This window comes from Halobacteriovorax sp. RT-2-4, assembly GCF_047085445.1.
In the GTDB taxonomy this organism is placed as follows: domain Bacteria; phylum Bdellovibrionota; class Bacteriovoracia; order Bacteriovoracales; family Bacteriovoracaceae; genus Halobacteriovorax_A.
Window position 1 is genome coordinate 1,288,555 of record NZ_JBKIXY010000001.1, and the last position, 24,828, is coordinate 1,313,382.

Annotated in this window: 26 protein-coding genes; 8 read left to right on the forward strand and 18 right to left on the reverse strand. The window is 36.1% G+C overall.

From position 1 onward, the window contains the following. Positions 1–121 precede the first annotated feature (121 nt). The 4 genes from ACMAYL_RS06110 to aspS all read right to left on the reverse strand — a co-directional run bounded on the left by ACMAYL_RS06110 (position 122) and on the right by aspS (position 5,411). Positions 122–496, reverse strand: coding sequence for a hypothetical protein (locus ACMAYL_RS06110; protein WP_103216413.1), 375 nt, complete (start codon positions 494–496; stop codon positions 122–124). A 45-nt stretch (positions 497–541) separates the two neighbouring features. Continuing rightward, entirely contained in the window at positions 542–2,032 is a 1,491-nt protein-coding gene (locus tag ACMAYL_RS06115) for a hypothetical protein (protein ID WP_392990960.1), read from the reverse strand. A gap of 77 nt (positions 2,033–2,109) precedes the next feature. Further along, on the reverse strand, positions 2,110–3,570 hold the full coding sequence (locus ACMAYL_RS06120) for an SLC13 family permease (RefSeq protein WP_412470873.1): 1,461 nt from the start codon (positions 3,568–3,570) through the stop codon (positions 2,110–2,112). A 50-nt stretch (positions 3,571–3,620) separates the two neighbouring features. Continuing rightward, positions 3,621–5,411, reverse strand: a complete 1,791-nt coding sequence (gene aspS, locus ACMAYL_RS06125; RefSeq protein WP_392990956.1) for an aspartate--tRNA ligase — start codon at positions 5,409–5,411, stop codon at positions 3,621–3,623. 30 nt (positions 5,412–5,441) lie between these two features. Here aspS and ACMAYL_RS06130 point away from each other — a divergent pair, with 30 nt between their 5' ends. Further along, positions 5,442–5,966 carry a DUF192 domain-containing protein gene (locus tag ACMAYL_RS06130; protein ID WP_412462941.1) on the forward strand — a complete coding sequence of 175 codons (525 nt, stop codon included), beginning with the start codon at positions 5,442–5,444 and terminating at the stop codon, positions 5,964–5,966. On the opposite strand, the gene ACMAYL_RS06135 is transcribed toward ACMAYL_RS06130, so the two are convergent. The 5 genes from ACMAYL_RS06135 to ACMAYL_RS06155 form a co-directional block, all read right to left on the reverse strand. Continuing rightward, on the reverse strand, positions 5,911–6,789 hold the full coding sequence (locus ACMAYL_RS06135; RefSeq protein ID WP_412470874.1) for a septum formation initiator family protein: 879 nt from the start codon (positions 6,787–6,789) through the stop codon (positions 5,911–5,913). The genes ACMAYL_RS06130 and ACMAYL_RS06135 overlap by 56 nt on opposite strands. 155 nt (positions 6,790–6,944) lie before the next feature. Further along, positions 6,945–7,781, reverse strand: a complete 837-nt coding sequence (locus tag ACMAYL_RS06140; RefSeq protein ID WP_103216408.1) for a hypothetical protein — start codon at positions 7,779–7,781, stop codon at positions 6,945–6,947. Between the two features lie 82 nt (positions 7,782–7,863). Beyond that, entirely contained in the window at positions 7,864–8,088 is a 225-nt protein-coding gene (locus tag ACMAYL_RS06145; protein WP_021266446.1) for a YggT family protein, read from the reverse strand. 81 nt (positions 8,089–8,169) lie between these two features. After that, positions 8,170–8,463, reverse strand: coding sequence for a hypothetical protein (locus ACMAYL_RS06150; protein ID WP_103216406.1), 294 nt, complete (start codon positions 8,461–8,463; stop codon positions 8,170–8,172). Beyond that, the gene (locus ACMAYL_RS06155; RefSeq protein WP_412470875.1) at positions 8,460–10,799 is read right to left on the reverse strand and encodes a DNA polymerase II; all 2,340 of its coding nucleotides are present in this window, start codon (positions 10,797–10,799) and stop codon (positions 8,460–8,462) included. Before ACMAYL_RS06155 ends, ACMAYL_RS06150 begins: the two co-directional genes overlap by 4 nt. 102 nt (positions 10,800–10,901) lie before the next feature. Between ACMAYL_RS06155 and ACMAYL_RS06160 the strand changes: the two genes are divergently transcribed. The 6 genes from ACMAYL_RS06160 (at position 10,902) to pheA (ending at position 15,938) form a co-directional block, all read left to right on the forward strand. Further along, entirely contained in the window at positions 10,902–11,390 is a 489-nt protein-coding gene (locus tag ACMAYL_RS06160) for a hypothetical protein (RefSeq protein WP_412469881.1), read from the forward strand. A 76-nt stretch (positions 11,391–11,466) separates the two neighbouring features. Next, positions 11,467–11,904 (forward strand): 6-carboxytetrahydropterin synthase, encoded by a 438-nt coding sequence (locus tag ACMAYL_RS06165; RefSeq protein WP_103216403.1) that lies wholly within the window; start codon positions 11,467–11,469, stop codon positions 11,902–11,904. A 204-nt stretch (positions 11,905–12,108) separates the two neighbouring features. Continuing rightward, entirely contained in the window at positions 12,109–13,200 is a 1,092-nt protein-coding gene (locus ACMAYL_RS06170) for a chorismate mutase (protein ID WP_103216402.1), read from the forward strand. Positions 13,201–13,219: 19 nt separating this feature from the next. Beyond that, a complete protein-coding gene (locus ACMAYL_RS06175) occupies positions 13,220–14,377 on the forward strand; it encodes a pyridoxal phosphate-dependent aminotransferase (protein WP_412462944.1) in 1,158 nt (385 codons plus the stop codon). Next, on the forward strand, positions 14,377–15,108 hold the full coding sequence (locus ACMAYL_RS06180; RefSeq protein WP_392990944.1) for a prephenate dehydrogenase/arogenate dehydrogenase family protein: 732 nt from the start codon (positions 14,377–14,379) through the stop codon (positions 15,106–15,108). Before ACMAYL_RS06175 ends, ACMAYL_RS06180 begins: the two co-directional genes overlap by 1 nt. Positions 15,109–15,116: 8 nt before the next feature. Further along, positions 15,117–15,938, forward strand: coding sequence for a prephenate dehydratase (gene pheA / locus ACMAYL_RS06185; RefSeq protein ID WP_412470876.1), 822 nt, complete (start codon positions 15,117–15,119; stop codon positions 15,936–15,938). Here the strand turns inward: pheA and ACMAYL_RS06190 are convergent. The 5 genes from ACMAYL_RS06190 to ACMAYL_RS06210 all read right to left on the reverse strand — a co-directional run bounded on the left by ACMAYL_RS06190 (position 15,901) and on the right by ACMAYL_RS06210 (position 21,183). Then, a complete protein-coding gene (locus tag ACMAYL_RS06190) occupies positions 15,901–18,084 on the reverse strand; it encodes a P-loop NTPase fold protein (RefSeq protein WP_412470877.1) in 2,184 nt (727 codons plus the stop codon). The two genes, pheA and ACMAYL_RS06190, sit on opposite strands and share 38 nt — an antisense overlap. 188 nt (positions 18,085–18,272) lie before the next feature. Beyond that, positions 18,273–19,046, reverse strand: a complete 774-nt coding sequence (locus ACMAYL_RS06195) for a PP2C family protein-serine/threonine phosphatase (protein WP_103216398.1) — start codon at positions 19,044–19,046, stop codon at positions 18,273–18,275. After that, positions 19,036–19,782, reverse strand: a complete 747-nt coding sequence (locus ACMAYL_RS06200; RefSeq protein ID WP_412469883.1) for a protein kinase domain-containing protein — start codon at positions 19,780–19,782, stop codon at positions 19,036–19,038. Before ACMAYL_RS06200 ends, ACMAYL_RS06195 begins: the two co-directional genes overlap by 11 nt. Continuing rightward, positions 19,775–20,386: a septation protein IspZ gene (locus ACMAYL_RS06205; protein ID WP_103216396.1), complete on the reverse strand. Its 612-nt coding sequence runs from the start codon at positions 20,384–20,386 to the stop codon at positions 19,775–19,777. The genes ACMAYL_RS06200 and ACMAYL_RS06205 overlap by 8 nt, the downstream gene beginning before the upstream one ends. Before the next feature lie 11 nt (positions 20,387–20,397). Continuing rightward, positions 20,398–21,183, reverse strand: coding sequence for a WYL domain-containing protein (locus ACMAYL_RS06210; protein ID WP_412470878.1), 786 nt, complete (start codon positions 21,181–21,183; stop codon positions 20,398–20,400). 90 nt (positions 21,184–21,273) lie between these two features. Here ACMAYL_RS06210 and ACMAYL_RS06215 point away from each other — a divergent pair, with 90 nt between their 5' ends. Next, the gene (locus ACMAYL_RS06215) at positions 21,274–21,771 is read left to right on the forward strand and encodes a hypothetical protein (RefSeq protein ID WP_146037738.1); all 498 of its coding nucleotides are present in this window, start codon (positions 21,274–21,276) and stop codon (positions 21,769–21,771) included. On the opposite strand, the gene ACMAYL_RS06220 is transcribed toward ACMAYL_RS06215, so the two are convergent. From ACMAYL_RS06220 to ACMAYL_RS06235, 4 genes are all read right to left on the reverse strand, one after another. Continuing rightward, complete coding sequence (locus tag ACMAYL_RS06220; protein WP_103216393.1) at positions 21,721–22,635, reverse strand: pseudouridine synthase; 915 nt, start codon at positions 22,633–22,635, stop codon at positions 21,721–21,723. The genes ACMAYL_RS06215 and ACMAYL_RS06220 overlap by 51 nt on opposite strands. Further along, on the reverse strand, positions 22,610–23,455 hold the full coding sequence (locus ACMAYL_RS06225) for a flagellar motor protein MotB (RefSeq protein ID WP_103216392.1): 846 nt from the start codon (positions 23,453–23,455) through the stop codon (positions 22,610–22,612). Before ACMAYL_RS06225 ends, ACMAYL_RS06220 begins: the two co-directional genes overlap by 26 nt. Before the next feature lie 65 nt (positions 23,456–23,520). Then, positions 23,521–24,288: a motility protein A gene (locus ACMAYL_RS06230; protein WP_103216391.1), complete on the reverse strand. Its 768-nt coding sequence runs from the start codon at positions 24,286–24,288 to the stop codon at positions 23,521–23,523. A gap of 235 nt (positions 24,289–24,523) precedes the next feature. After that, positions 24,524–24,757 (reverse strand): hypothetical protein, encoded by a 234-nt coding sequence (locus ACMAYL_RS06235; RefSeq protein ID WP_021266251.1) that lies wholly within the window; start codon positions 24,755–24,757, stop codon positions 24,524–24,526. Between the last annotated feature and the right edge of the window lie 71 nt (positions 24,758–24,828).

Consider the following 24,828-nt stretch of genomic DNA (forward strand, 5'->3'; position numbering starts at 1 on the left):
ATAACGAACACTCCATAAAGCGATGCTTCGAGGCTAATTCATTAAAAATTTCATGGAAAAGTGAGAATTAGATATGATTCTCTCTTCTATATAATTGAATTCTCGATTGGTACCCGCGCCCCTAAAGTTCGAGATTGGCGAAGATCTCGCTGGCACGGCCCACGACACGTGACTTTAGTTTTTCGTCACAGCTCACTGACTTACTCGGACGACTCCCCTCACACTCTTTTTGATATGGCTTCATAACTGTCTTATTAGCAACCTTAGACTTGTTATAGCCTTCACTACTTCCATTAAAGAGATCACGCTGAGAACTATCACTTGAATCCCACGGTCTTTTCACACAGGCCTTATGCTCACCTTTTTGCGTACGACGAGAACGCTCCTCTTTATGATCGAGTATAATCTCAAGTAAAGATTCATCAGAATTTTCAATACGATTTTTAATCTTATTCTTTGTCGTTTTAACAAAAGTTTTTTCTAAACTAAGGGCCATAATATTCTATTTTATCTGCCCCTATGATTTCGTGCAACAAAGAACTTACTGGTCTCCGTAAAGGCTATTAATACTGGCCTTTAGCTTCTCCATGCTCTTGGTTCTTAAAATTACTTCATCACTATTTAAGAGAACTTCAACTTCTCGATCAACTGTCTTTCCACCTTTTCTCACAATATTATCTAGAACAGAAATGCTACAACCATTTCTCCCCTCAATATAATTGTGTTTTACATTTGAGTTTTCTGTACGCTCAGACATTTGAAGATTTCGCCTGGTCTGTCTTTCAAGAATATATGCAATTGAAGCAGCATCACATAACTTCGCTAACTCAAGACGAGAAACATCTTTGTAGCAATCATCCTGAACAAGTCCAAGGATGATGAGCTCTTCTTTCGCAAAATTATCAAGAAGCCCTTCTCTATGAGCAACTTCGAGGTAATCCCTTGGGTACATACCATCAGCACAAACCGTATCAATACTTCCACCTAGGGCCTGGTAATGAAGAAGATTATTCATATTATTAAAAATGGCAGAGCTTTTGAGATCTTCCATGATGGCCTGCTGCTCATAAGAGCCAAATAAATTACTAGAAGTGGCCATTGCTGGATATGTAGAACTTATCGTTTCTTTCATATGATTAGTATTGAGATAAATCCCTTTAGCAAATTCACATGCCAGATTATCTCCTAACCCATTTCGATAAGACTCTGCCACATCAATATGCTTTGATATTAAATCAGAAATCGGAGATGGTTTCCCTCCAAGTGATCTTGAAAGAATCTCTTGTCTAATTAACTCCATAACCTTTGTATCATCAAGTCCCCCAGATTCGAGAGAAAGCTTTAATAATTTATAATAGTCGTCTGAAAGGTTTCCATTGGCATCCATACCTATATAACGAGGATATTGATTTGCTGCCTTTGCAAGTTTGGCCCCTTTGTAATTTTCTTTAAGATAACTAATTAGTCCATCCACATCACCTTCGAAAGTAATATAGGCCTTTGCTAACTCAAGATCTTTATAAGACTCATTATCGACAATATAGCCAGAAGCTTGGGCCGAACGAATAAGACGTTCGATAGCGGGATTTACTTTATAGAAACCAGTATTTGTTTCTACATTATATTCATAGTATGGAGCTGTGGAATTACTTATAATCTCAGTTACCAATTTTTCACGCTCACTACGACTTAACTCATTCTTTGGATCAACACTTGCGAAATAACTTTCTAAGTCCACTGTATCATTAGCTGAATGGGATATATGATACTGTAATTGATTTTTTGCAAATGCAGATGCAATCGCTTTTTTATCTGGCATTTTCAGATTAACACCGTAATTCGTAAAGCTGCCCCCCATGCCCATTCCCATACCAGGATAGCCACCCCCAGAAGAGTTCATATTTTGATTCTGTTCTTGAACCATGACACATTCAACACATGCATCCATCTCGGCAAAGTCTTCGAACTTATCATCAAAGGCAAAGGTTAAAAGAGAACAAATTGATATCGTGGCGATTTTAAGTGCTTTCATACTCGACTATTCGGAGTGAGTAATTTGTACGCTTAAATAATTAATGAACTAAATAAAATTAGGAAAAATCATCCAAGCTAAGACATTATCACAATTAGGGACAAACTAATAAATGCCACAATATTGAGAATAACGCCAAAGCTAATCATACGATTCATAGGGACGAGACCTGTTCCATAGACAATTGCATTTGGTGGTGTGGCAACTGGTAACATAAAGGCCATATTACAACTAAAGGCCACGACAAAAGCCGCAGTAATACTTGAATAATTTGCTTGAGTTGCTGCTGCAATCAGAATTGGAACTAAAACATTGGCCGCAGCAGTATTGCTTACAAGCTCAGTGAGTAATATTGAAATTCCAACAACAAGAACAAGAAGAGCAGCAAAGCTCCAGTTACTAAAAATACTAATCAAGTTATTTGCCACAAAATCGGCAATTCCTGTTTTAAAAAGTGTCGATCCTAGAGAAAGACCAGAGCCAAAGAGTAACAGTGTTCCCCAATCAATCGTCTTAATATCATCTTGATCTAATAATTTTGTACGACTATAAATTGGTGTCATAAAGAGAGTACAAGCAGCAATGATAGCAACCATCCCCGCTGTTAAATATTTTTGTACATATATTGAAACGATATGCCCCTTACCTAATATGAGTGAGCATAAACTTGGAGCAAACCATAAGAAAATTGTAATCGTAAAAATGAGCATTAAGCGTATTTCGTTATTTGTAATTTTATTATTCTTACCTAAGCTCATCATGAGATCATTCTTATCAACTTTCTTAATATCTTCAGTAATTTTTCTCTTTGCATAAAAGAATAAAATTATTGAAAAGAAGATTGTCAGGGGAAAGCCAAACTTGCACCAATCCCAAAAAGTTAAAACTAGATTTGTATGCTGCTCAAGTAGTCCCATTGTAATAAGGTTTGGAGGAGAACCAATTGGAGTGGCCATTCCACCAACGGATGCTGCATAGGCAACAATTAATAAAAAATACTGCTTTGTCTTTTCTTCTTTCACTTTAAAAGACTTAAGTAAGCCAAAACCGATTGGCAGCATCATTGCAGTTGTAGCGGAATTTGAAACCCACATCGAAAATAGACAAGTGACACCAATAACGACGGCCAGAGTACGATTGAAGTCACCATCAATGAAGCGAGTATTTAGAATTGTCACCGATAATTTTCGATCAAGTCCAAGCTTCTCCATCGCACGCGCTAAAAGAAATCCTCCCATAAACAGAAAGATAATCTGAGAGCTAAAACTACTGAAGGCTTCTTCAAAAGAAACCACACCAAATAGAACAGTCAGAGCAACTCCCATCATTCCTGAAATAAATAAAGGAGTACTTGAAAGAAGCCATTGAATAACAACATAAGAAAATATTGCTAAGAATGTTTTTGCATTAGTTTCGAGCTGTAAATCTGAAGTATAGACTAAGAAGAAAGCGACGATTCCAAGAAATTGAAAAACCACCGACATTGTCGAGCTATGTTTCCACTCATGTAAGAATTCACGGTACAAGCTTTTAAACATAGATCAATATTCCAAAAAAGAGGCCCTCCTAATAAGAGGGCCTTCTACAATTATTTTAAGAAACCAAAGTGTAGTTCATCAGTCTGCTCTTTTGAAGGAACAGATGGTGCATTCGACATCATATCACTTGCTGTCGTTGTCTTAGGGAACGCGATTACATCACGAATATTATCAGTTCCGGCCTTAACCATTGTGATACGGTCTAGACCTAGAGCAATACCGCCATGTGGAGGTGTTCCGTACTTAAGTGCATTTACAAAGAACCCAAATTGATTAGCAACTTCTTCTTCACTCATACCAAGAACTTCAAACATTCTTTCCTGAACTGCACCGTTGTGAATTCTAATTGATCCACCACCAAGCTCGTACCCGTTACAAACGAGGTCGTATGCTTGAGCAGGAAGGTCGCGAAGAGTTTTATTGCTAACATTGATCTCTTCGTTCATAAATTTATCCATTTCACTAATCTTAGGAGAAGTGAATGGGTGGTGTTTTGCATAGAATCTTGATTCATCAGTTTCAAAACATGGGAAGTCATTTACCCATAGGAATGCGTAACCGTCTTTGATTAGACCAAGCTCGCGCCCTAGGTGGCGACGAAGAGCATCTGCACTATCGTGTACAATTCCCTCTTGATCTGCAAAGAATAGCCATGTTCCATTTTTTGCATCTCCATCTAAATCAGAAAGACTTGATAAACTTGCAAGAACCTCTTCAGTAATGAATTTAGAGATACCACCAGAAACGGCACCATCTTCAACTTTAAAGAATGCAACACCTTTTCCACCGTGAGGTTTTACAACATCAACGAATCCATCAAGAATCTTACGAGAAAATGTTCCCATTGAAGCTGGTACGAACATCGTCTTAACCATTCCACCACTTTCAATTGCTGATTTGAAAACACCAAATTCAGTATCTTTAAAAATGTCTGAAACAATATGTTGCTTTAATCCAAAACGTACGTCTGGCTTATCTGAACCGTAGTCTCTCATTGCATCGTTGTAATGCATAACTGGAATTTCAAAATCAGCGCCTAATTCAAAGATATTTCTCATAAGATCAGTTGCGATATTTTTCATATACTCTTCAGTAGCAAATGAAACCTCAATATCGATTTGAGTAAACTCTGGCTGACGGTCAGCTCTTAAGTCCTCGTCACGGAAGCACTTACAGATTTGGAAGTACTTATCAGTTCCACCAATCATAAGAAGTTGTTTAAGTGTCTGTGGCGACTGTGGAAGTGCGTAAACGTGACCAGGGTGAACACGAGATGGAACAACGTAGTCACGAGCACCTTCTGGTGTCGACTTATAAAGAATTGGTGTTTCAACTTCGATGAAGTCGTTTGCACTCATTGTATTTCTTACGTCTAGAGTAATTTTAGAACGAAGCTTTAGAATATCTTGAAGCTTCTTTGTTCTTAAATCTAGGTAGCGGTACTTAAGCTTGTTATCTTCTGTCGCTTCAGTTGCACCATATGGAAGAAATGGAATATTATTAATATCACACTCTGATAGAACTTCTAGTTCAGTTACGTGAACTTCAACTTCTCCTGTGGCCATATTCTTATTTAGCGCTTCTTCAGGACGTCCTGCAACAGTCCCAATAACCTTGATAACTGATTCAAGATGACATTTTTTAAGAAGATCAGCGTCGCCCTTGAAGTTTGTGAAGTTAAGTTGAGTTACACCAAATTTATCTCGTAAATCGATAAAAGTTAGACCACCTAGGTCACGGTTCTTATTTACCCAACCGCATAGTGTTACTACATTACCGATGTGCTCGGCCCTTAATTCTCCTAAATTGTGAGTTCTCATCAAACCCTTAATCTGTGACATGCTAATCCTCTTGATATATAGTTTTTTGGTATGAAATTTATAACAAATTCTTCACATATTCTCAGTACATTTTTTGTATTTCTACTATTAACGCTAGGCACACATTCACATGCCCAATTTATTAATCCGAAGTGGGCCGAGAAGATCATGATTACGCCAAAGAATAATGAGATTAAAGTCTCTTGGGCAGTATCAGAAGAGGAAAAGCAACAAGGCCTAAGTGGACTAAAGGCCAACAAGATGAAGAAAAGTGAAGGCCTCGTTTTTGTCTATCAACAAGAGATGCCACTAAAGTTTTGGATGCCTGATACTTACTTTGATCTCGATATTATTTTTTTAGATAAGAACTTTAAAGTTATTGCTATTGAAACACTACCTCATTATCCAAGTCGCAATGAACCGCAAAAGATTCCAACAACTAAGGTTTATCAAGGTCAATTTGTTTTAGAATTGCATGCCGGTATGGCAAAGAAGTACGGAATTACTAAGGGCTCCCAACTTAAATGGAAGAAAGCCCTCGATCAGAAGTTTCAGAAGTCTCTGGGAATAAAATAAGATACTCATCACGAGCGATATAACCTAAGTGATCACGGACAAGTTTCTTTTTATAGCGGTGATTATTTCTGATTAAATCAAGCTCTTTCATTAGGCCATCATTCTCTGCTTTTAATAGAGTCACTTCATGGTAAGCCTGATCAAGCGTCGATTTCTTATCAAAGTATTCAATTACCCCACCCTGAGAAAAAACTAAGCGGCCTAGAAGGAATAAGCAAAATCCCCAACATAACTTCACACCCCAGTGCGTAAGCTCACCTTTCTTTTTAGATTTAGATTTTACTTTTCTCTTAGCGCTTACCGCAGTCTTGGCCTTAGCAATTGCCTTTACTGGTGTTTGGTCAGCATAATTAACAGCTGCAGGAGCTGTTGTCTTCTTTCTAAGAGGTGAAGACATTTCAATATTATCTGCTTGAGTAATTGGTTTTCTTGTTGGAGCTGCACTTGGTGAAGCTGAAACTGATGGTTTTGGTGCTGCACTTGCTTCACGTTGAGCTCGTTGTGCTCTAAGTTTCGCCAATACAGACGATCCGGATTCACTTGATGCTCCTTCATCACGAGATGGAGCAGACATTGGTCTTGGACGAGCACTTGTTGCAGATGCCCTAGGCATTGGAGGCGGCGTTCCCATTGGGGCAGAAGCACGACTCGGTGCACCTGCAGGAATCCCTCTTTGATCTTGTCTCGAGGCCATCTTTGCACGATTTCTTTCAATCGCTTTTTGCATTGCTGCACTTCTTGAATTTTGCTCTGAACTACTATTAGTCGTCGATGCAGACCCTGACGCAGAAGGTCCACGATTTCTTCCTAGTGAAAACTGCAAACTTACATCCTGTTTTTTGCGAAGTATTCCTCATGAATACTTTTTTTCCCAATATCAATATTTTAATGCGTTTCAAAATTTCACACAAGTAGTTTTCTCACGGAAAACTTATCGTGACAAAGCGCACAAAGGCGATTCGAAGTTTTTTTATTCGTTTACGAAAGAAGATTTTGAGAAGTCGAATAATCAAAATTTGTGTTTAAAGACTCGATTTGAAGCCAAAACTTTCTGATAGTTGCCAACTCAATTAGATATAATTTCAAAGTCTCATCAAGTCCTCTTAGAATCTGAGCATCACTATCAAGCTCTCCTTCTTCAAAAACTAAAGATAATTCTTCAAATATTCGGTGAAAGCGATCTTTCGGCTTTAGAATGAAATGCTTTTCAGAAATACTAAACTCTAAAAGATTCATTTTCTCTTCTAGGGCCTTTTCCAGACGTGTGAAAAGAATACTTGCGATACACACATCGCCAATTGGACCTAGTTTCAGTCTTTGTCCGCTCCCCTCAAGCTTATGGCTTTTAAAGTTAATGCGAATGGCATCGTCACTTCTTTGATACCACCAGCTAAAGCCCGGGTCAGAGATATTGCAAATTAAATCTTCCTCTAAAGGGAAGCGCTTATTAAAAATTTGATCATAAATAACTTGAGCAAGATCTAAGTTAGGAATTTCGTAGTAAAGAGATTCGGCCACTTCACTCTTTTCAATTCGTAGTGACTTAAGTGTCGATACATCGCCAGAGCTAGCTAATTCGAATGTTTCACTAATATTATCTGTAATTACACCACGAATACTAAAAGTCGAGCTACTTTTAACGATATTGTATACGAAACCAGAGGTTTGAGGATATTCAACACATGATTCTGATTCAGACTCTAAACTTTGTGAGCCAAAAAGAAATTCATTGCGAAAATCTTCATCAGCTAAAAATTGTTCTTGTGTATTAAGATTAAAAGTCTCTTGTGTAAGAAAATCAAACTCGTTGTGCACTAACCCCTCCATAGGCAATACATATAATTATAATTTAATAACTTTTGATACGTATTGGCAAGAATTTGAAATTACAAAGAAACTAAAAAACTGCGACGAAAATCTTTAAAAATAAAATCACAATCATCGGAGAGATATCAAATGGAATATCCATTTCTGGCAACATACGACGAACAGGGCCACATGTGTAATCAGAGAGCTGCTTTATTCTTACACAAATTGGATGTGATTTATATTGAGGGATATAAGAAATAATCACATCAATAATGAGAATAAAAATATAAATATCAATTAGTGTTCGAATCAAAATACAACCCCTTTGAACTGCTAAATAGGATATATAAGAAGCCTAAAAAGTTCAAGGGATGGTTAGCAAATAAAAGCTTACCTATTTCACGATACTGGCCGGAATGCCCCTTCCAAGCTTGTTGCAGGCGATTTCATATTTATTCTGACAAGATAGCTCAAGATACTTTTGTGCCTTAGCATACTCCCCATCTTCCTGATAAATATCAGATAATAAGAAACAGGCCGGAGCATTATTTTCTTGTTCACAAACATATAAGTAGAAATCGCGTTTGAAAAGAATGTAAAAGATTGCCATGATAAAAAAAACAGAACCCATGAAGGCCCAGTTCTTCTTATAGCTTCTTTTTGGTGCTGTATATTCTTGATCGCTCATTCAAATAAACTCATTTGTGAACCCATGACAATATCGTCAAAGGAGATACCCATAAATTTTAGCACATCAGTTGCAACTGGTGATAACTGTTTATCAATATAATGCTGATAATCGATGTCCTTAGGCGCAAAAACAAGAGGAACAGGGCCATGAAGCGTCATTAAGTAATCGATTTTTCTGATGTTCTTATCAGGTTCTCTCTCCTGCAATAACCTAGCGGCCTTTACATGAGGAGGATTTGTTTTTGTGTATTCGCTGATATCTTTTGATAATCGTTTTGAATAAATCAATTGCCTATCAAAAAAACCATTCTTTAAATCATTAACGTAATTCTTAATATATTCATTTAAAGACTCTGAATTAAAAAACCTCTTATAGATTTCATACTGAAAGCTTTTAGCGGCCTTCGTCCAATCAGAACGAACAAACTCCATTCCAGAAAAATATAATTCACCATTTTCAAAAATTCCGGCATAGCGCTTCTTTGCACCCATTTCAGAACTTCGAGATTCAGGGATAAACAACTTCTTAAAGCATTTCTCATATTCCATTTCAAGATGAGACTCGAGGTCGTAATCTCTTTCGATTAACTCCGTTAAGTGAGTTGTTATTTTACGAGCTAGATCTGTACCGGCCTTATCCTTTTGAGATGATTCTAAGAACTTTAATTTTATGAAAACAGAATCAGTATCACCATAGACAACTTCGTAGCCAAGAGAGCGTGCATAATTCATGGATTCATTAAGAAGCCACTGACCTGTTGATGTTATCGATGTCGCTAGATCCGCGTGATAAAATCGGCAACCACCAGAGCCCATTACACCATAGAAAGAATTCATGAGAATTTTAACGGCTTGAGATAAGTTCTTATCCTGCCTTGTTTTTGCTATTTCACGCTGTTTTAAAAGAAAGTCAATTTGTTCTGGAAGAATATGCTCTGTCTTAGAGAAAGCAACTCCATTTTTAAGTATTGTTGAATTCACATCCCCTTTTAAGCGCGAAAGTGGATCAATCTTAAAAGTTTTAATAATTGTTGGGTAGAGAGATTTAAAATCTAAGACCACAACATTTTCATGAAGGCCTTTCGTTCCTTCAATAACAAGTCCACCCAGAGATGCACTTTCCTTATCAATATCTAAGGTATTTCCCGCAATAAAACCTTTACGGTGTAGGCGTGGTAAATAAATATGATCAAAAGCACGTGTTGAACTTGATAAACGATCAATTAACATTCCACTTAATTGTACGCGACGATAGAGATGTTCAATAATTTCTAACTTTTTATAAATATCTAAAACAAGAGTACAGTCGAGAATATTATACTTTGCAAGAGCATGCTTTTCTTCTAAGAAACGTCTTGTAATTTCTTCAACTTTATCCATTCCTGTTTCGGTAATATCTTTATTTGCACCAAGAACTTCAGTTGCAACAGTATCAAGTTTAAAATTTTCAAATTGATAAAATGCTGCTCTTAAAGTTGGAGGGCCATCAATAACCTGACGACCAGCTATTGTTGAAAACCAACCGGCTCCCTTTCTTTCTCTAAGACGTACTTGCGAGCCATCACGGCCAAGATTAAATTTAATGCCAAATTGTTGGCACTTGCGCTCTAAAAATTTTAAGTCAAAACCGATAACATGCCATCCGACAATGAAGTCAGGGTCATAATCAGGAAAATCATTAATGAATGCAATCATTAACTCTTTTTCACTTCGATAAAAAGTTGTTAACTCATCATTAGTATATTGGCCGCTTTCATCAACCATATAAACTTTCTTAATATCGCGATCACCTATTTGATGTATCGCAATCGAATACAGATCATTGCCCATACTCGTTTCAATATCTAAGGACATGATATTAAAATTAGGCGTTGGTTTTTGGGCGGACTCATGAATTCCCAAAGCCTTCATTTGAGGATTGTGGAAGACACGCATATTGCCAATCATTTGAACTTGACCTTGAATAAGTACTTCTCCATTTATGAATCTCTCCATAAGGAAGCGCTCATTTGGCCTAACGTCACTTTCATAGGTACGAATCCCATTTTTATGAAAGTGCTCTCTCGTATCCATAAGATCTTTATGACGATTAAAATAGATACCATCTAAAGTTCTGCCATTAAAGGCCTTAAGGTTTAACTTCTTTCTTTCTCCTTGAAAGCTAAGATTTAAATTAGCATCACTTTCAATAAAAAAGAGAGGTCTTTCATTTGAAATAATTACTTTGATCACATCCTCTGATGTCTTAATCCAGAAGATTAAATCCATATGATTTGCCTGATCAACGACCTGATCGTGAATGATAAAACCTTGTGTACTCGTGATATTCGTCATAGACAGAGCGTAGCTTATTTAAAGCAATTTGTTAAAGAGGATTTAGCCTTTTTTAGCATTTTCTTAAGTTTAGACATTGGTAAAAGCCCCGATATGCAGGGCATGACAATAACAATCGTATTCACAGTATTCAATTTAGTTTTTTTAGTGGATTTCTTTTCGGAGAAAGATGACAAGGGCAAGAAGTATCGCTTACTAAGCTATATGTTCTTTGGTGTCTTGGCACTCTTATCCATTCAAGTTTTCCAAAACCCTGTAATGAGCGTGGTATTTACAGCACTATCACTTCTATCCCTAGGATTCGCTCTTTTAAATGAATTCTTAAATCCCCCTAAGAATTCGAAAGAGAGGGTCTACAATGGCCTAGTGAATATGCTCTTACCAGTTGCGATTTACTTTATTGCCCTAAGATGGTTCCCTTCACAAGGAAATCTCGTGGCAGCAGAAGGAGGACAAGATATTAATCGCAATATCTTCATTATCCAAACTCTTCTTGTTCTGGGCGTAGCTTTCAAGTATTCCCCTACCCTCATCTTTACCAAAAAAGCTACGAAAGAACTTAATGAAGATATCAAAACTATCAAGTTATAGTCCCATCTGGGGCTAGATCATGTGGCCATGATTACCCGATCTATGCTAGTGTGTAGATACTTAAACGGAGATAATTATGGCCACTTTTAAATCAACAAAACACTTCTATGGCTTCCCATGTACACACCGTCAATGGAAAGCAGATTCACATTGTCGATTCGTTCACGGATACTCACGCTCATTCCACTTTGAATTTGAATGTTCACAGCTGACTAAGGAAATGTGGGTAATGGACTTTGGTGATCTTAAAGACGTTAAAGCTTGGCTTGATGATATGTTTGATCACACTTTCCTTGCATCACAAGACGATCCATTTATGGAAGAATTTAAAAAACTTGATGAAGCTGGTGTTGTTCAACTTCGAGTGCTTCCAAATGCAGGAATGGAAGGAACGGCCGAATTTGTTTATGAGAAAATGTCTGAACTAATTAAAAAGAAGACAGACGGTCGCGTTTGGATTTCACGTCTAGAAGTGAAAGAAAACGAGAAAAACTCAGCTATTTATATTCCATAATTCTTGTCGTGGGTTCATTATATTTCGAGTATATTGGGCCCATAACTATCCCTAAGCAAATAATTCCATTTAGAACAAATAAACACTGAATAAATTAAGAAAATTTAAGTCAATTTCGATGAGTTAAAGACTTGAATAGTATTGTATTGAGTAATATAAATTTATCTTAATACTTGACCGAAAAGAAAGCCTAAAGGATGTCACATGAAAATAGCGCCACTAAACTCTTGGATAAAAATTGATGAAAAACCGCTTGTTATCGCAGGCCCGTGTTCTGCGGAAAGTGAAGAGCAAGTATATCAAATTGCAAAAGAGCTCGTGGAGAATGGCAAAGTGGACGCCTTTCGTGCAGGAATTTGGAAGCCAAGAACTCGCCCTAATACATTTGAAGGTGTAGGTCTTGTTGGTCTTCCTTGGATGGAACAAGTTAGAAAAGATTTTAATATTCCAATTACAACTGAAGTTGCCAATGCTTCTCACGTTGAATTAGCACTAAAACATAACGTTGATATTCTTTGGATTGGGGCACGTACTACTGTTTCACCTTTTGCTGTTCAAGAAATTGCAGAAGCTCTTAAAGGTGTCGATATTCCTGTTATGGTGAAGAACCCAATCAACTTAGACCTTGCTCTTTGGATGGGTGCTATCGAAAGGTTCTCAAATGTAGGTCTTGATAAACTTGCTGCGATTCACAGAGGTTTTTCAAGTGCAGAAAAAACGAAATATAGAAATAAGCCTTACTGGGCAATTCCAATTGAATTAAAAAGACTTATGCCTGAGCTTCCAATTATCTGTGACCCTTCACACATTGCAGGGAATCGCAACCTAATTGGAGAAGTATGTCAGAAGGCCATGGATATGAATATGGATGGTGTGATGGTTGAAACTCATATCACTCCAGAAAAAGCATTAAGTGATGCCGCTCAACAGGTAACTCCAAAAATGCTTCACGATATCATCACTCACCTACAAGTAAGAGATGCTATTGGACACAATGATGGCTTTGAAGACGAACTTAATAAACTTAGAAATAAAATCGATCAAATTGATAATGATATCCTAGAGTTTATGCATATGCGTATGAATATCGTTAAGCAGATTGGTGCACTTAAGAGTGCAAATAACGTAACTCCACTTCAAGTAGGAAGAATGGATACGCTAATGAATGATCGTATTGCTAAGGGTGAAAAGCTATCTCTTGATCGCAGATTTGTTGAAGAGCTATACCACGCAATTCACACTGAATCAGTTAGAGAGCAAACTCGAATGATGAATGATTTTAAGAAAGAATCTTAAAAAGTGATATAATTAAATTATGAAAGTATCTGAAAGAGTGGAAGGAATTGCTCCGTCTGGAAGTATCCAGATATCGGCACAAATTACAAACCTTAGAAATCAAGGAAAGGATATCATCGGTTTAAATATCGGTGAGCCTGATTTTCTACCAAAAGAAAGTATTCTTGAAGCAATCTATGAGGCCCTCAAGAAAGGGAAAACTAAGTATTCTTCAGTAAGTGGTGAGCCAGAGTTAAGGCAAGCTATTGCAAGTTACTTTAACAAACGTTGCAATACTCAGATTGGCCCTCAAAATATTCTCGTAGGTAATGGCTCAAAGCAAATTATTTTCAACTCTTTTCAATCAATTCTAGATGAAGGTGATGAAGTTATCGTCCCTATCCCATATTGGGTAACTATTCCTGAAAGTATCAAGCTAGCTGGAGGAAAGTCTGTTTTTGTTAATTCACAAGAAGATTTTCACCTTGATCTTGATGCAATTAAGAACGCTATTACACCTAAGACAAAAGCAATCTATATCAATACACCAAATAATCCATCAGGTGCTGTGTATACAAGAAAAGAATTAACAGAACTTGGAGAGCTTGCTATTGCTCATGATTTAATTATCGTAAGTGATGAAGCCTACGAGTCTCTGACTTATGACTGTGAATTCGTCTCACCTCTTATGCTTGGTAAAGAAATCGCAGATCGTTCAATTTCAATTCAAAGCTTTTCAAAATCATTTTGTATGACAGGCTTTCGTGTCGGTTACATGATTGCCAAGGAAGAATTCATTAAGAAAGTTGATAGTTTTCAAGGTCATCTTTGTGGAAATATTCCACCTTTTACTCAATATGGTGCAATCAATGCCATTGAGCATAGTGATGAAATTATTGGCGATATGCTTAAGACCATGCATGAGCGCAAAACTCGTGCCTATGAATTATTTTCTCAACTCTTTAAAGTCTCTAAGCCTCAAGGAGCATTTTATCTATTCTTAGATATAAAACCATTTATTGAAAAAGGTATCGTAAAGGATTCTATTGAGATGGTTCAAAAGCTAATTGAAGAAGCTGGTGTCGCTCTTGTTCCAGGAAAGTTTTTTGGTCAAGATGATTATATTCGCCTAGCTTTTACAGATTCTGTTGAACGTATTGAACAAGCTTATGAAAATATAAAAAAGGTTCTTTGTTAATGAAAGTTGGAATAATTGGTTTCGGACGACTTGGAAAGTTAATTTCAAAATACCTAGAAGAAGATTTTACAGTTGAGGTTTATGACATCAACGAAAGTGTAAAAACTGAAGTAGAGGCCATGGGTTGTCACTTCAAGTCTCTTAAAGAAGTTGCAAGTAATCCAATCGTCATCCCTTTTGTTCCAATGAATAAATTTGAAGCAGTCATTAAAGAAATAGCACCAATGTTATCAAAGGATGCTCTCGTTGCTGATGTTTGTTCTGTCAAAGAAATGCCTGTTGAAGTGATGAAGAAATACTTACCTGAATCAGTAAGTATCCTTGCAACTCACCCAATGTTTGGACCGGATTCAGCAGGTGAAACATTATTTGGAACAAAGATAGCGGTTTGCCCTGTTCGCATTGAAGATAAGTATTATCAAAAGATCTGTGCCTTTATGCGTTTTCATGGGATTAAAGTTATTGAAACAACTGCCGCAGAACACGATAAACAAATTTCACACTCTCTTCTACTCACTCACATGATTGGGAGAACGCTAATGGATATGGATGCGAAAAAACTTCCTATCGATACTAAAGGTTACCGAAGACTTTTAAAAATTCTCAAGACTGTCGAAAATGATTCATGGGAATTATTCGCGGATATGAATGAGCATAATCAATATGCCAAACAAACCCGTGAGGACTTTATTGAATCATTTAATAAAGTAGTTAAAAGGCTTGAGAATTGAATAAAGGCATGAAGGTAGCATTTCAAGGCACCAAAGGTTCTTACTCAGAAGAAGCACTCTATAAATATTTTGGTAAAGACGTTAAGGCCGTGGGCATTGCCCTAAGTGAAGACGTATGTAGCGCCCTTGAAAATGAGGAAGTCGCTTGTGCCATCTTACCTATCGAAAATAGCATCGTCGGAAACGTCGATATTAATATGGATTTAATTTTTAAACATGACTTCTTTGCCATTGGCGAACTCTACCTAGAAATTAACCATTGCCTTATGGCCAATCAGGGTGTTGATGTAGCGGACATTAAGGCCGTCTACTCTCACCCGATTGCCTTGGCCCAATGCCATGGCTTTTTTAAAGATCAAGGCCTAAAACCTGTTGCTGAATTCGATACTGCAGGTTCTGCCAAAATTATCTCAGAGTCGAAGTCTTTGAATGAAGCCTGTGTTGGATCTCGTCTATGCGCTGACTACTACGGCCTTAATATCATTCAAGAAAAGATTCAAGATGAAGCGGCAAACTACACGCGCTTTCTAATTTTCGTCAAAGAAAAGAATATTCCAACAGGAATTGGGAAAGAAAAAACAAGTATCGCTTTCACAACAAAGCACCACCCAGGAGCACTTCTTGGTTGCCTACAAGTTTTCGCTGACTACAGTATCAACTTAACAAAACTAGAATCCCGCCCTATTCCACACGAGCCGTTTAAATATATCTTCTACGTGGATTTCATGGGTGCCCTTCACAATGACAAGGTTCAAGAATGCCTTAAAGAGTTAAAGCGCGATGCTAATGATATTAAGATTCTTGGAAGTTATCCTGCTGGTAAATTTTAAAATATTTTTTGAATGCATTGAAATATTTTTTCACATCATCATCCTTCTCTACTAGAAGCATTAAATCAATCTTGTTATTTAAACTAGTTAAGTCATTAAAATAGTACCTAAGATTATCCATATTATAAAAAATATAAGTTTCGTTGCTAGTTACAGTTATACCTGAAACAGAAATTAATAATTTTATAAAAAACTCTCTTTCTTCAAGTTTAGTTACAAGCCAAGTTCGCATACTAGGATTCAATTCTAAAATATCCCAAAACCTAAGAAACTTACTTAGATTACTTCCGTAGAAGTTAAAATCATTTGTCTGAATTTTATGTTTTATTTTATTATTCAACAACAGCTGAAGGTCTTTAATTCCTTCTGACTCACTATATAATTTTATACCAACATTATCATTACTATTCATAACTCTATCAAACTCATTAAATGATAATTTCATTATATTATATGATAGTTTTGCTTCTTTAATAAATTTTTCAAAATAATATTTTCGATGAATATTTATATACTCATTGGAACTGAATATTCTTTCAAATAAATCATAGGCAAGCATTTCAATTTCCAATAAATTAATGCCGTTACAATTAATATCAAGCTCACTTGTAACTTTATTTATACAAATCAATAAAGATATCAGACTATTTGATTCAACATTCTTTAAATAATTAGTAATCTCAATTAATAATTCATTAATTTTCTTTGAACTGACTAAGTACTCTAATTCTTCACAAACTCTATCATGATGATTATTTTTGTTTAATTTTATAATATCAATAATTTCCCTTTTAGAGATTTCATTTGGGTTTAATCCGAATGTAAAATATCGGTCAAAGTTAGAACTTACAAAAATAAAATTGTAGAGATTAGCATTTCTAGATCTATTTTGAATTTCTGTATAAGAGTACTTTTCATTATTAAAAACTGGAAACAAAAATAACATTAGACGTTGAGTTAGCTCTCTTGAATATTTGTTTTTTATGTGGCTTTTTAAAATATCTTCAAATTCTTTATAATGATGGATATCATCATATAAGGTAATATCTATAGTGTATAAGTATTTCTCCAAATAAATCTTTGAATATAAATCATGATTAATTGTTTTGATAATATTTAATGCAAGGTAGTCTATGAAGTTAATATCATCAGCTAAAGATTTAAACAATAAATCAAATGCAAAACTTAAATCTGACAATAGTCTATTCACATCACGTAAATTTTTTATTTCACTCGAATAATCTAACTGTTTTAAATATATAAATCTTTCATCTAGAATCAAATGATTTAAACGATATCGTTTAAATATTAATTCTATTTCATCAAATAATATCTCTCTGATTCTATTTCGACCTACTTTAGGTAAATCAAAATTTAGTTGGACTATTTTTTTTAGAAATTTTTTTCCTTTTCCTCCAGATATGCTATCTAAAGCTTTCTCGACTTCATCTTTTTGATATATCAATAAGTATATTACATTACTAAAGTGAATAGAAGATTTTAACATTCTAAACAGAACCTGAATTTCATTTTCAGTTAATCTATCTATATCATCAATAATAACGACAATCTTTTTGTCTAATTTTTTTAGTTTTTCATCTATATCATGAAATTGACAATGTATTGTTTTCTGTTTTTCAGAGTCATCAATACTATATAAAAATGAAAATAATTTAAATATCAATATCGATAAGCTAATTAAAAAAACTGAAGATAATATACAAAATATCAATGAATGATTTTCATAGAGAAGTGCACCTAAAGAAGATAACCCAGCAGTAGCAATTGCGATTTGTGAAACAGTATCCATCACAACTACATCCTTATTATTCCTTAATTCTAATGATTCTCTATAAGCGTATATATCTTCTATTAATCCAAGGTTTTTAACATCTAATCTCTTTAGCATTTTAGAGAACTCACCAAGAAACGAAGTAAACACAGAGTTTTCTACATTATTTGTATGCCACATCCATGGGGTATATCTAAGTATTTCAAATTTATTAATGAGACGAGACTCCAAAAAGTCAATAACTGTAGATTTCCCCTCTCCCCATCTACCATTTAGACCTAGAACTAGTGATTCTTCATGATTCCAATTCGAAATTGTAAACTCTAGATTTTCAACAAAATCTTTTCTATTCAACAAATCGTCTTTCTCAGAGTTAACTATTTTATCCGACTTAATAATTGACTTTATAATCTTTACCCCATGTTCAAATTTTAACTATTTATCGGAATCATTACACTTTAAATTAAAGTAAACAATTAGATAGTTAATAAATTCATATTTTAGGATACTTATAAGCTATTACAAAAGTTAATCTTAATAAACTAAGCCTTAACCTTTCGAATCGCGATAAAAGAGATGTCATCGTATTTAAGCCAAGCATCTTCGTTTTGAATTTTACAAAACTCAGCGAGGTTTTCAAATGACTTATCAAAAATCCCCTGTCCAATAAGTTCAGTAAGGGAGTCATGAGGGATATTGTCGAATAAACCATCACTTCCAATGAGAATGGTGTGACCTTTTTTGATATTGGCCCCAGAAGTTGATTCAATCTTAATAACGTCATCACCCATGAGGTTATTAACGTAATTTCTTTCAGGGTGAGCAAGGGATTCTTCCTGACCTAGAACGCCGGCCTTAACCATATGGCCAACTCCAGAGTGCGGAGTAGAAGTATAGATTTCATTGCCGTGGGCATTCCAATAAAGAATTTCCGAATCCCCAACGTGGTAGAAGCGAACCATATCATCTTTTATCTGGGCAAAGGCAAGAGTTGATCTTGCTCCGGCCTTAAGGTCAGAGACGTGTTGATTGGCCGTTTCAATAAGTTCAATACAATTACTTCCATCTTTATACTGGGCCACAGCTTCAACGATAGCAACGGCCGCATCTCGGCCACGTGGATGTCCTCCAGCACCGTCAGAAACTCCAACAACAAAAGATTTCTCTTCACCACTAATAAAGAGTGCATCTTCGTTATTGTCATTAGTTTCTTTTAGTTTATGTTTAGCTATGAAGTAACCAATTCGATAATCACCAAAATCGAAAATTTCATGTTCAAATTCTTGTATATCGGAAACAATTTTCTTAAACGGCATCTGACCAATCCATGGTTTCTAGGTGATAGCGAAGCATACTAATATTCTTAAAACGATTTAAGATCATCCCACGTTTAAGTCCACAAATAATGTACTTAATCGATGGTGATAGCTTTTTATAATGCTTCTGTCCTCCTAGGATATCATAGAAAATTCTGATGATTTTTATAATATCTTCATCGCGATTATCTTTTTTTGAATCGCCCCAGTGGTGAAGATCGATAATCTTTAAATCAAACTCTAATCCAAAGCGACGAATAATAATATTTTCAGTATGAAGGTCACCATGATACTCACCTTCTAAGTGGATTGACTCAACACCGACAACAATTGAATAAAGTAAGTGGATGGCAGAAAAGATTTCCAGACGCTTATTCTTTTGTTTTTGAATAAACTCTCCAAGCATCTCCCCTTCAATAAACTCAGATGTTAGGCAGGCAACTTTTTGACCTTTAAGAGTAATTAATTCATGCGATAGGCAGTCCATAACAATTGGACTATGTTTAAGCTTTTCAAGCTTCAATGAATATCTAGTGCTTACCTTGAATTTCTTATTTCTTTGCGGGAAGTAAATTTTTACGGCCCTTTCAATATTGGTGTGTTTTTCTCTTACGCGGTAAACTTCACCTTCGTAACCAGAACCAAGTTTCTCAATGACAACATAACGCCCGGCAAGGGTGCGCCCAGGAGCAATATCAAACTCTTCAATCTCAACTATATCGCCTGTTTTAGTCAAATGGTCCTCCACGGTGTGTATGTAGCATATCGGCTTGAGAGTGCATTTGCTCAAGCATAATCTTCTTAACCTCACGTCTTATTATAATAATTTCTAAAACAAGAAAGACGGCAAAAACGATATAGAAACCGATGGATTTAAAGAAGGCCCAACGTGAAGTTGATTCATAAATAGCAAGGTAGCCCATAAAGATTCCATTAAAGAGTAAGAAGTAAGCCAAGTGGTACTCGATCTTTGTCATGATCTCTTCGGGAATATTTGCTTTCTTTTCCATATCTTCCATCATGGTAAGCATTAAGCTTTTTCCTTGCCTAAGATTAAAGATCAGAAAGCCACTTAGAAAGAGGCCTGTAAAAAATGGCTGAAGCTTAAACCACACACCATCGTGTCCAATTAAAGAGATTGGTCCAAGAACTAGAATGATAATGAAATTTAATTTAGAAATAGAGTGAATATGTTTAAAGAAGATCTTTTCAAATATGATTTCTATAATCGCCAGTGAAAGACCACCAATAATGGCAATCTCCACTGTCTGTGTTTCTTCCAGATACCAATAAAGAAGCGCTGGGAGAAACGATATTAGAAATAAGTTATTCTTTTTCATCTCATATCGGATTATGCAGCATTTCTTCTTTTCTGGCAAAACTCCTCAAAATCTTCTTTAATACAACTTGGTTCAAGAATTTCAATTTGATCGCGCATTGAATATAGCCAGTCAAATAAGTATAGTGACTTTTCAACTGAGGCCGCCCAAATGATTTCTCCATACTGATTTGTTGTTGAGTATGGATGACCAAGAAAGATTAAATTACTAATTGGAGGTAACTCAAAGCCATAATTTAACTTTAGGACTAAGCGCTGGTCACTTCCATCAATATGTCTTAAGGCATTGATATATTCTTCAATTTCAAATCGTGAATACATGGAAGAGTAGTCGAATTCTTGAAATTCAATATCATCGACTTCGTTCATATCAATAGTGATTAATTTCTTAGTCACAACATCTTCACTAATGACTTTATATAGATTTTGAGAAAGAACGACTCGCCAAGGTCTAACTTTCTTTTTTGATTGATCTAAGAAAGTAAACTCACACACTCTTCCTTCTTTACAAGCGGCCTGGATATCTTTGATCAATTCACGATGTGAAGTATTTTCCAGTAGTACATCTCCATAATCTCTTCGCCAAGAAAGTGGCATTAATAAGAATTCATCATCCTTAGGGCGCAGATCAATCGACAACCCATAAAAGTGAGACTTCTCATAGAACATATAGAATTCATCTCGATTAATGTGATTTTTTCTTAGGAAAGTAACCAAACTGATTGGCTTTCTAATTTCTTCTAAATTAAACAAAATATTCCAAAAATTTTGATCTTCCATAGACGAAAATGACGTCATTACAGCTCCTTAAATAACCTACTATATTTATCGGATATGGCCATCATTTCCTTTAGTGATTTTTATAAAATTTAGTGCGATAATATTGCTATGGTATTGAAATCACTACTTAGAAATCCAGTACTAGGATTCGGAATATTAATATTTATTATCTTTATCTTTCAGTTAAGAGAAAACGGTGCCTTTCAAAAAAGAGCGGATAGTATGCTTGCAACTTCATGTCGTTCAGTAAAAGTGCGTCTTGATAAGTATATGCACCCTTCTTGGAAGATTGAATGTAATAAAAATAATCTCGAAGTGACAATTCCTGTTGATGAAAAGATCGTTCCAGAAGGCACTGACAAAGAAATCCTTCGCCAAGAAATGTATAAGGCGTTGGCCAATTCTTATATTTCAATTTCACGCTATGCTATGGATGAAAGTCTTGAGCGTACGATGATGGTCGTTGTGAAACTTGTTCACCCAAAAATGATTCTCTCTTCTCTTTCAGAAGGGAAATATGTCGTGAAGTTAAAGACTCTTAAGAATAAGAATAACCTAGCTCGCCACATCCATCAGACTATCCAAGTCCAAGAGGTCGCAGAATAAGTCTGCCTTCTCTGCTTTAAAACAAGTCGTGTGTCCATTAACGTCTAAGCAATACTGAAATGCGTGTAAATAAAGACGCTTATCTTGTTCTTTATTATATTCTTCGTTATAAAGCGGATCCCCGATAATTGGAAGGCCAGCATTAGAAAGTTGAACACGTATCTGATGGCGATGTCCTTCGTTGAGTGTAACCCTAACTAACGTAAGATTCTTTCTTTCGTGATAGTAGAGAGAATCTACCTTTAAAGTCGCTTCCACTCCAACATCATTCACAATCATCTTCTCACCTTTAATTCCACTTGAAACGAGACGATCTGTTAGATGTAAACTCTCTTCAAGCTTGCCACTTACGACGGCCAAGTAAGTCTTCTCTTTTGCAATTTGAGAAAAAGAATTACGAAGATTCTCATGGATGAGCTCATCTTTAATATAGATAAGCACACCACTCGTTAACTTATCAAGGCGATATAAAAGGCCCTTCTCATAATCCGAGCGAGGATTTCCAAGGCTTGGAAGATTAAAGTGATCACGCATGAAATTAAGAACAGTATTTGTTTCACTATACTCCATAGGGTGTCCGTGGATCCCCTGTGGCTTATTTAAAACGATAAAAATATCATCCTCATAAATCACTTCAATAGCAACTCCTGTGTAGATAGGATTGACGTGATAGCGATTTAAAAGGTCTCTTGGCAGATATAGCTCACTCTTAGGAGCAAGATGCGACTGTAGCGCAACCTTTGATATATAAGAGGTCTTGATTGCTTTATTGGAAAAATGGAGCTCCCCTTTAAGGAACTCCTTTAATGTATCTTTTTCAGTGAGATTACAGAAATTATTATTGTGCTTCAACTTTGTGGCCATTATCTTCTAGATCACGTTTTCTTATCATAAATTCAACTTTACGATTTTCATTATCAATCTCCATTTGAGATCGACCAGGAAGATCGGTTAAACGAGTATCACCATAAAATACCGTTGAAATTCTTTCTGGATTGATCCCTCTTCTAATGAGAGATTTTGTGGCCGCAGTGGCACGGGCCGATGATAACTCAAGAGCATCACTCTTACCATCATTAGAAACTTCACCGCGAGCAGCATAACCCATAACAAAGACTTTCCAATTTCGCTTTTTAAGAAGATCAATCATTCGCTGATAAGAAGATACCGCAATCTTTGTTGATTCAATTTCAACAGAGCCGCGTTTAAAATAGATTTTATCTTTTATACGAACAACGATCCCTTCAGATTGTTCATATACTGTCACATTTTCGCTTAAGTTAAATTCCTTAAGGTCGTGGCGCATATTTTTTAAAACTTCTTCAGAGCCACGATTAATTTCGTGTTTATCAAGTAACCCTTCCATTGTAAGAAATTCAATTGGAAATGGTTTGATTGGAGTTTGTGATTCCATCATTGTTGGAAAGTTATCAGGAGACTTCCCCTTTTGAATAACTTCACCCTGCTGAAGAACGTTACCACCAAAGGCATTGCGAATTGAACCAAGGGCCGCTTCATACTTAGCAGTCTCAGTCTTTGCAAAAGAAAGAAGTAGTACGAAGAATGTTAGTAGAAGTGTTACAAGGTCAGAGAATGTAGCCATCCACCCCGGAAGGCCAGGAACACACTCAGGACACTTTGCTTTACCACCATCATCTACTACTGCAGCACTATCATCTGCCATTTCTTACTCCTTGATTACCTTTAGTATTTATTCCTCAAATACTGGTTTTTTTATTGGTTTTAAGCCTATTCTTCACCTTCATCCGAAGCAGATCTTTCACTTGGCGGAAGGAATGAATTAAGTTTTTCAATAATCATACGAGGGTTTTCACCTGCAACAATTCCAAGTGTTCCCGCTACTACAATACTCATGGACATAAGTTCCATTTGTGATCGGTATGAAATTTTATTTTTAACAGGTCCTGCAAAAACGTTGGCAATAATCGCACCATAGAACGTTGTCAGAAGGGCAACGGCCATGGCCGGACCAATCGCCGACGGATCTGAAAGGTTCTGAAGCATCTGTACCAGACCGATTAGGGTCCCGATCATTCCCATAGCAGGGCCATCTGCCGCAACACCATCAAAAACATCTGCCCCAGTCTTGTGACGAGACTCCATTGAATCAATATCCATTTGGAGAATCGAAGCAATAACTTCAGGAGGTCTGTTATCCGCTGCAAGAGTCATCGCCTTCTTCATAAACGGATCATCAATTTCAGCTTTCTCTAAAGCAAAAACTGACTCACGTCTGGCAAGCTCTGCTAGTTCTTTAATTTTGTTAATTTTGTCTTTAGGATCAACTGGCGTGAAGAAGATCGATTTCATTGCAATTGCAACAAGACCTTTTACAACCTCCATTGGCCAACGATAAAGAGTTACTCCGATTAGACCTAGACCAACAACAAGTACTGAAGGGACATCAATGAAAATTGAGATCGCCCCACCTGACATAATGGAACCCATGATTCCACCTACTGCTAATACTAATCCAATGACTGATGCTATATCCATACAACATTCCTATGAAAATTTTCCTATTTCATTCTAAGTATCGGAAATGAGAAGTCTTACCTTAATAAAATTTTAGTAAGCACTTTAAATTGCATAGTTGTGGAAATTTCTACCGATTGAAGATGTTCAGTAAGGAGAATAAAAAAATGCCCCTCTCACTAAACCTAAGCTTAATAAGAAGGGCATTAAGGAGATTATTGAGAAACAAGTCCTATGTTTCCAAAAGATTAACTGACTATTTTACTTTAGAAGTATCGACACCATTCTCTTGAAATGTTGTGTCGAGAAACTTAAGCATTTTTGATCTCAATTCATCCATTGAAACAGTATCATCAAGCATTAACTCTTTCTTAATGAAATCAGTTGGTACACCTGAGATTTCAACTAAATCATTTAATTGCACCATAACGTCCTTGTTGTGAGTATCTTTGTTCTGTGTTGTCTGTGTTGTGTTGTTTGTCATATCCATTGACTTCCCTCTCCTGCGACAAATTTTCAACGATCCATGTTGGAGCAATCCTTTGCTTCACTTTGTCACAA

What these genes read in the sequence shown, in the direction of transcription:
- ACMAYL_RS06110 (WP_103216413.1), bottom strand. Translation starts at nt 496, where the DNA reads ATGGCCCTTAGTTTAGAAAAAACTTTTGTTAAAACGACAAAGAATAAG.
- ACMAYL_RS06115 (WP_392990960.1), bottom strand. Translation starts at nt 2,032, where the DNA reads ATGAAAGCACTTAAAATCGCCACGATATCAATTTGTTCTCTTTTAACC.
- ACMAYL_RS06120 (WP_412470873.1), bottom strand. Translation starts at nt 3,570, where the DNA reads ATGTTTAAAAGCTTGTACCGTGAATTCTTACATGAGTGGAAACATAGC.
- aspS (WP_392990956.1), bottom strand. Translation starts at nt 5,411, where the DNA reads ATGTCACAGATTAAGGGTTTGATGAGAACTCACAATTTAGGAGAATTA.
- ACMAYL_RS06130 (WP_412462941.1), top strand. Translation starts at nt 5,442, where the DNA reads ATGAAATTTATAACAAATTCTTCACATATTCTCAGTACATTTTTTGTA.
- ACMAYL_RS06150 (WP_103216406.1), bottom strand. Translation starts at nt 8,463, where the DNA reads ATGAGCGATCAAGAATATACAGCACCAAAAAGAAGCTATAAGAAGAAC.
- ACMAYL_RS06155 (WP_412470875.1), bottom strand. Translation starts at nt 10,799, where the DNA reads ATGACGAATATCACGAGTACACAAGGTTTTATCATTCACGATCAGGTC.
- ACMAYL_RS06160 (WP_412469881.1), top strand. Translation starts at nt 10,902, where the DNA reads ATGACAATAACAATCGTATTCACAGTATTCAATTTAGTTTTTTTAGTG.
- ACMAYL_RS06165 (WP_103216403.1), top strand. Translation starts at nt 11,467, where the DNA reads ATGGCCACTTTTAAATCAACAAAACACTTCTATGGCTTCCCATGTACA.
- ACMAYL_RS06170 (WP_103216402.1), top strand. Translation starts at nt 12,109, where the DNA reads ATGAAAATAGCGCCACTAAACTCTTGGATAAAAATTGATGAAAAACCG.
- ACMAYL_RS06175 (WP_412462944.1), top strand. Translation starts at nt 13,220, where the DNA reads ATGAAAGTATCTGAAAGAGTGGAAGGAATTGCTCCGTCTGGAAGTATC.
- ACMAYL_RS06180 (WP_392990944.1), top strand. Translation starts at nt 14,377, where the DNA reads ATGAAAGTTGGAATAATTGGTTTCGGACGACTTGGAAAGTTAATTTCA.
- pheA (WP_412470876.1), top strand. Translation starts at nt 15,117, where the DNA reads ATGAAGGTAGCATTTCAAGGCACCAAAGGTTCTTACTCAGAAGAAGCA.
- ACMAYL_RS06195 (WP_103216398.1), bottom strand. Translation starts at nt 19,046, where the DNA reads ATGCCGTTTAAGAAAATTGTTTCCGATATACAAGAATTTGAACATGAA.
- ACMAYL_RS06205 (WP_103216396.1), bottom strand. Translation starts at nt 20,386, where the DNA reads ATGAAAAAGAATAACTTATTTCTAATATCGTTTCTCCCAGCGCTTCTT.
- ACMAYL_RS06210 (WP_412470878.1), bottom strand. Translation starts at nt 21,183, where the DNA reads ATGACGTCATTTTCGTCTATGGAAGATCAAAATTTTTGGAATATTTTG.
- ACMAYL_RS06215 (WP_146037738.1), top strand. Translation starts at nt 21,274, where the DNA reads ATGGTATTGAAATCACTACTTAGAAATCCAGTACTAGGATTCGGAATA.
- ACMAYL_RS06220 (WP_103216393.1), bottom strand. Translation starts at nt 22,635, where the DNA reads ATGGCCACAAAGTTGAAGCACAATAATAATTTCTGTAATCTCACTGAA.
- ACMAYL_RS06225 (WP_103216392.1), bottom strand. Translation starts at nt 23,455, where the DNA reads ATGGCAGATGATAGTGCTGCAGTAGTAGATGATGGTGGTAAAGCAAAG.
- ACMAYL_RS06230 (WP_103216391.1), bottom strand. Translation starts at nt 24,288, where the DNA reads ATGGATATAGCATCAGTCATTGGATTAGTATTAGCAGTAGGTGGAATC.
- ACMAYL_RS06235 (WP_021266251.1), bottom strand. Translation starts at nt 24,757, where the DNA reads ATGGATATGACAAACAACACAACACAGACAACACAGAACAAAGATACT.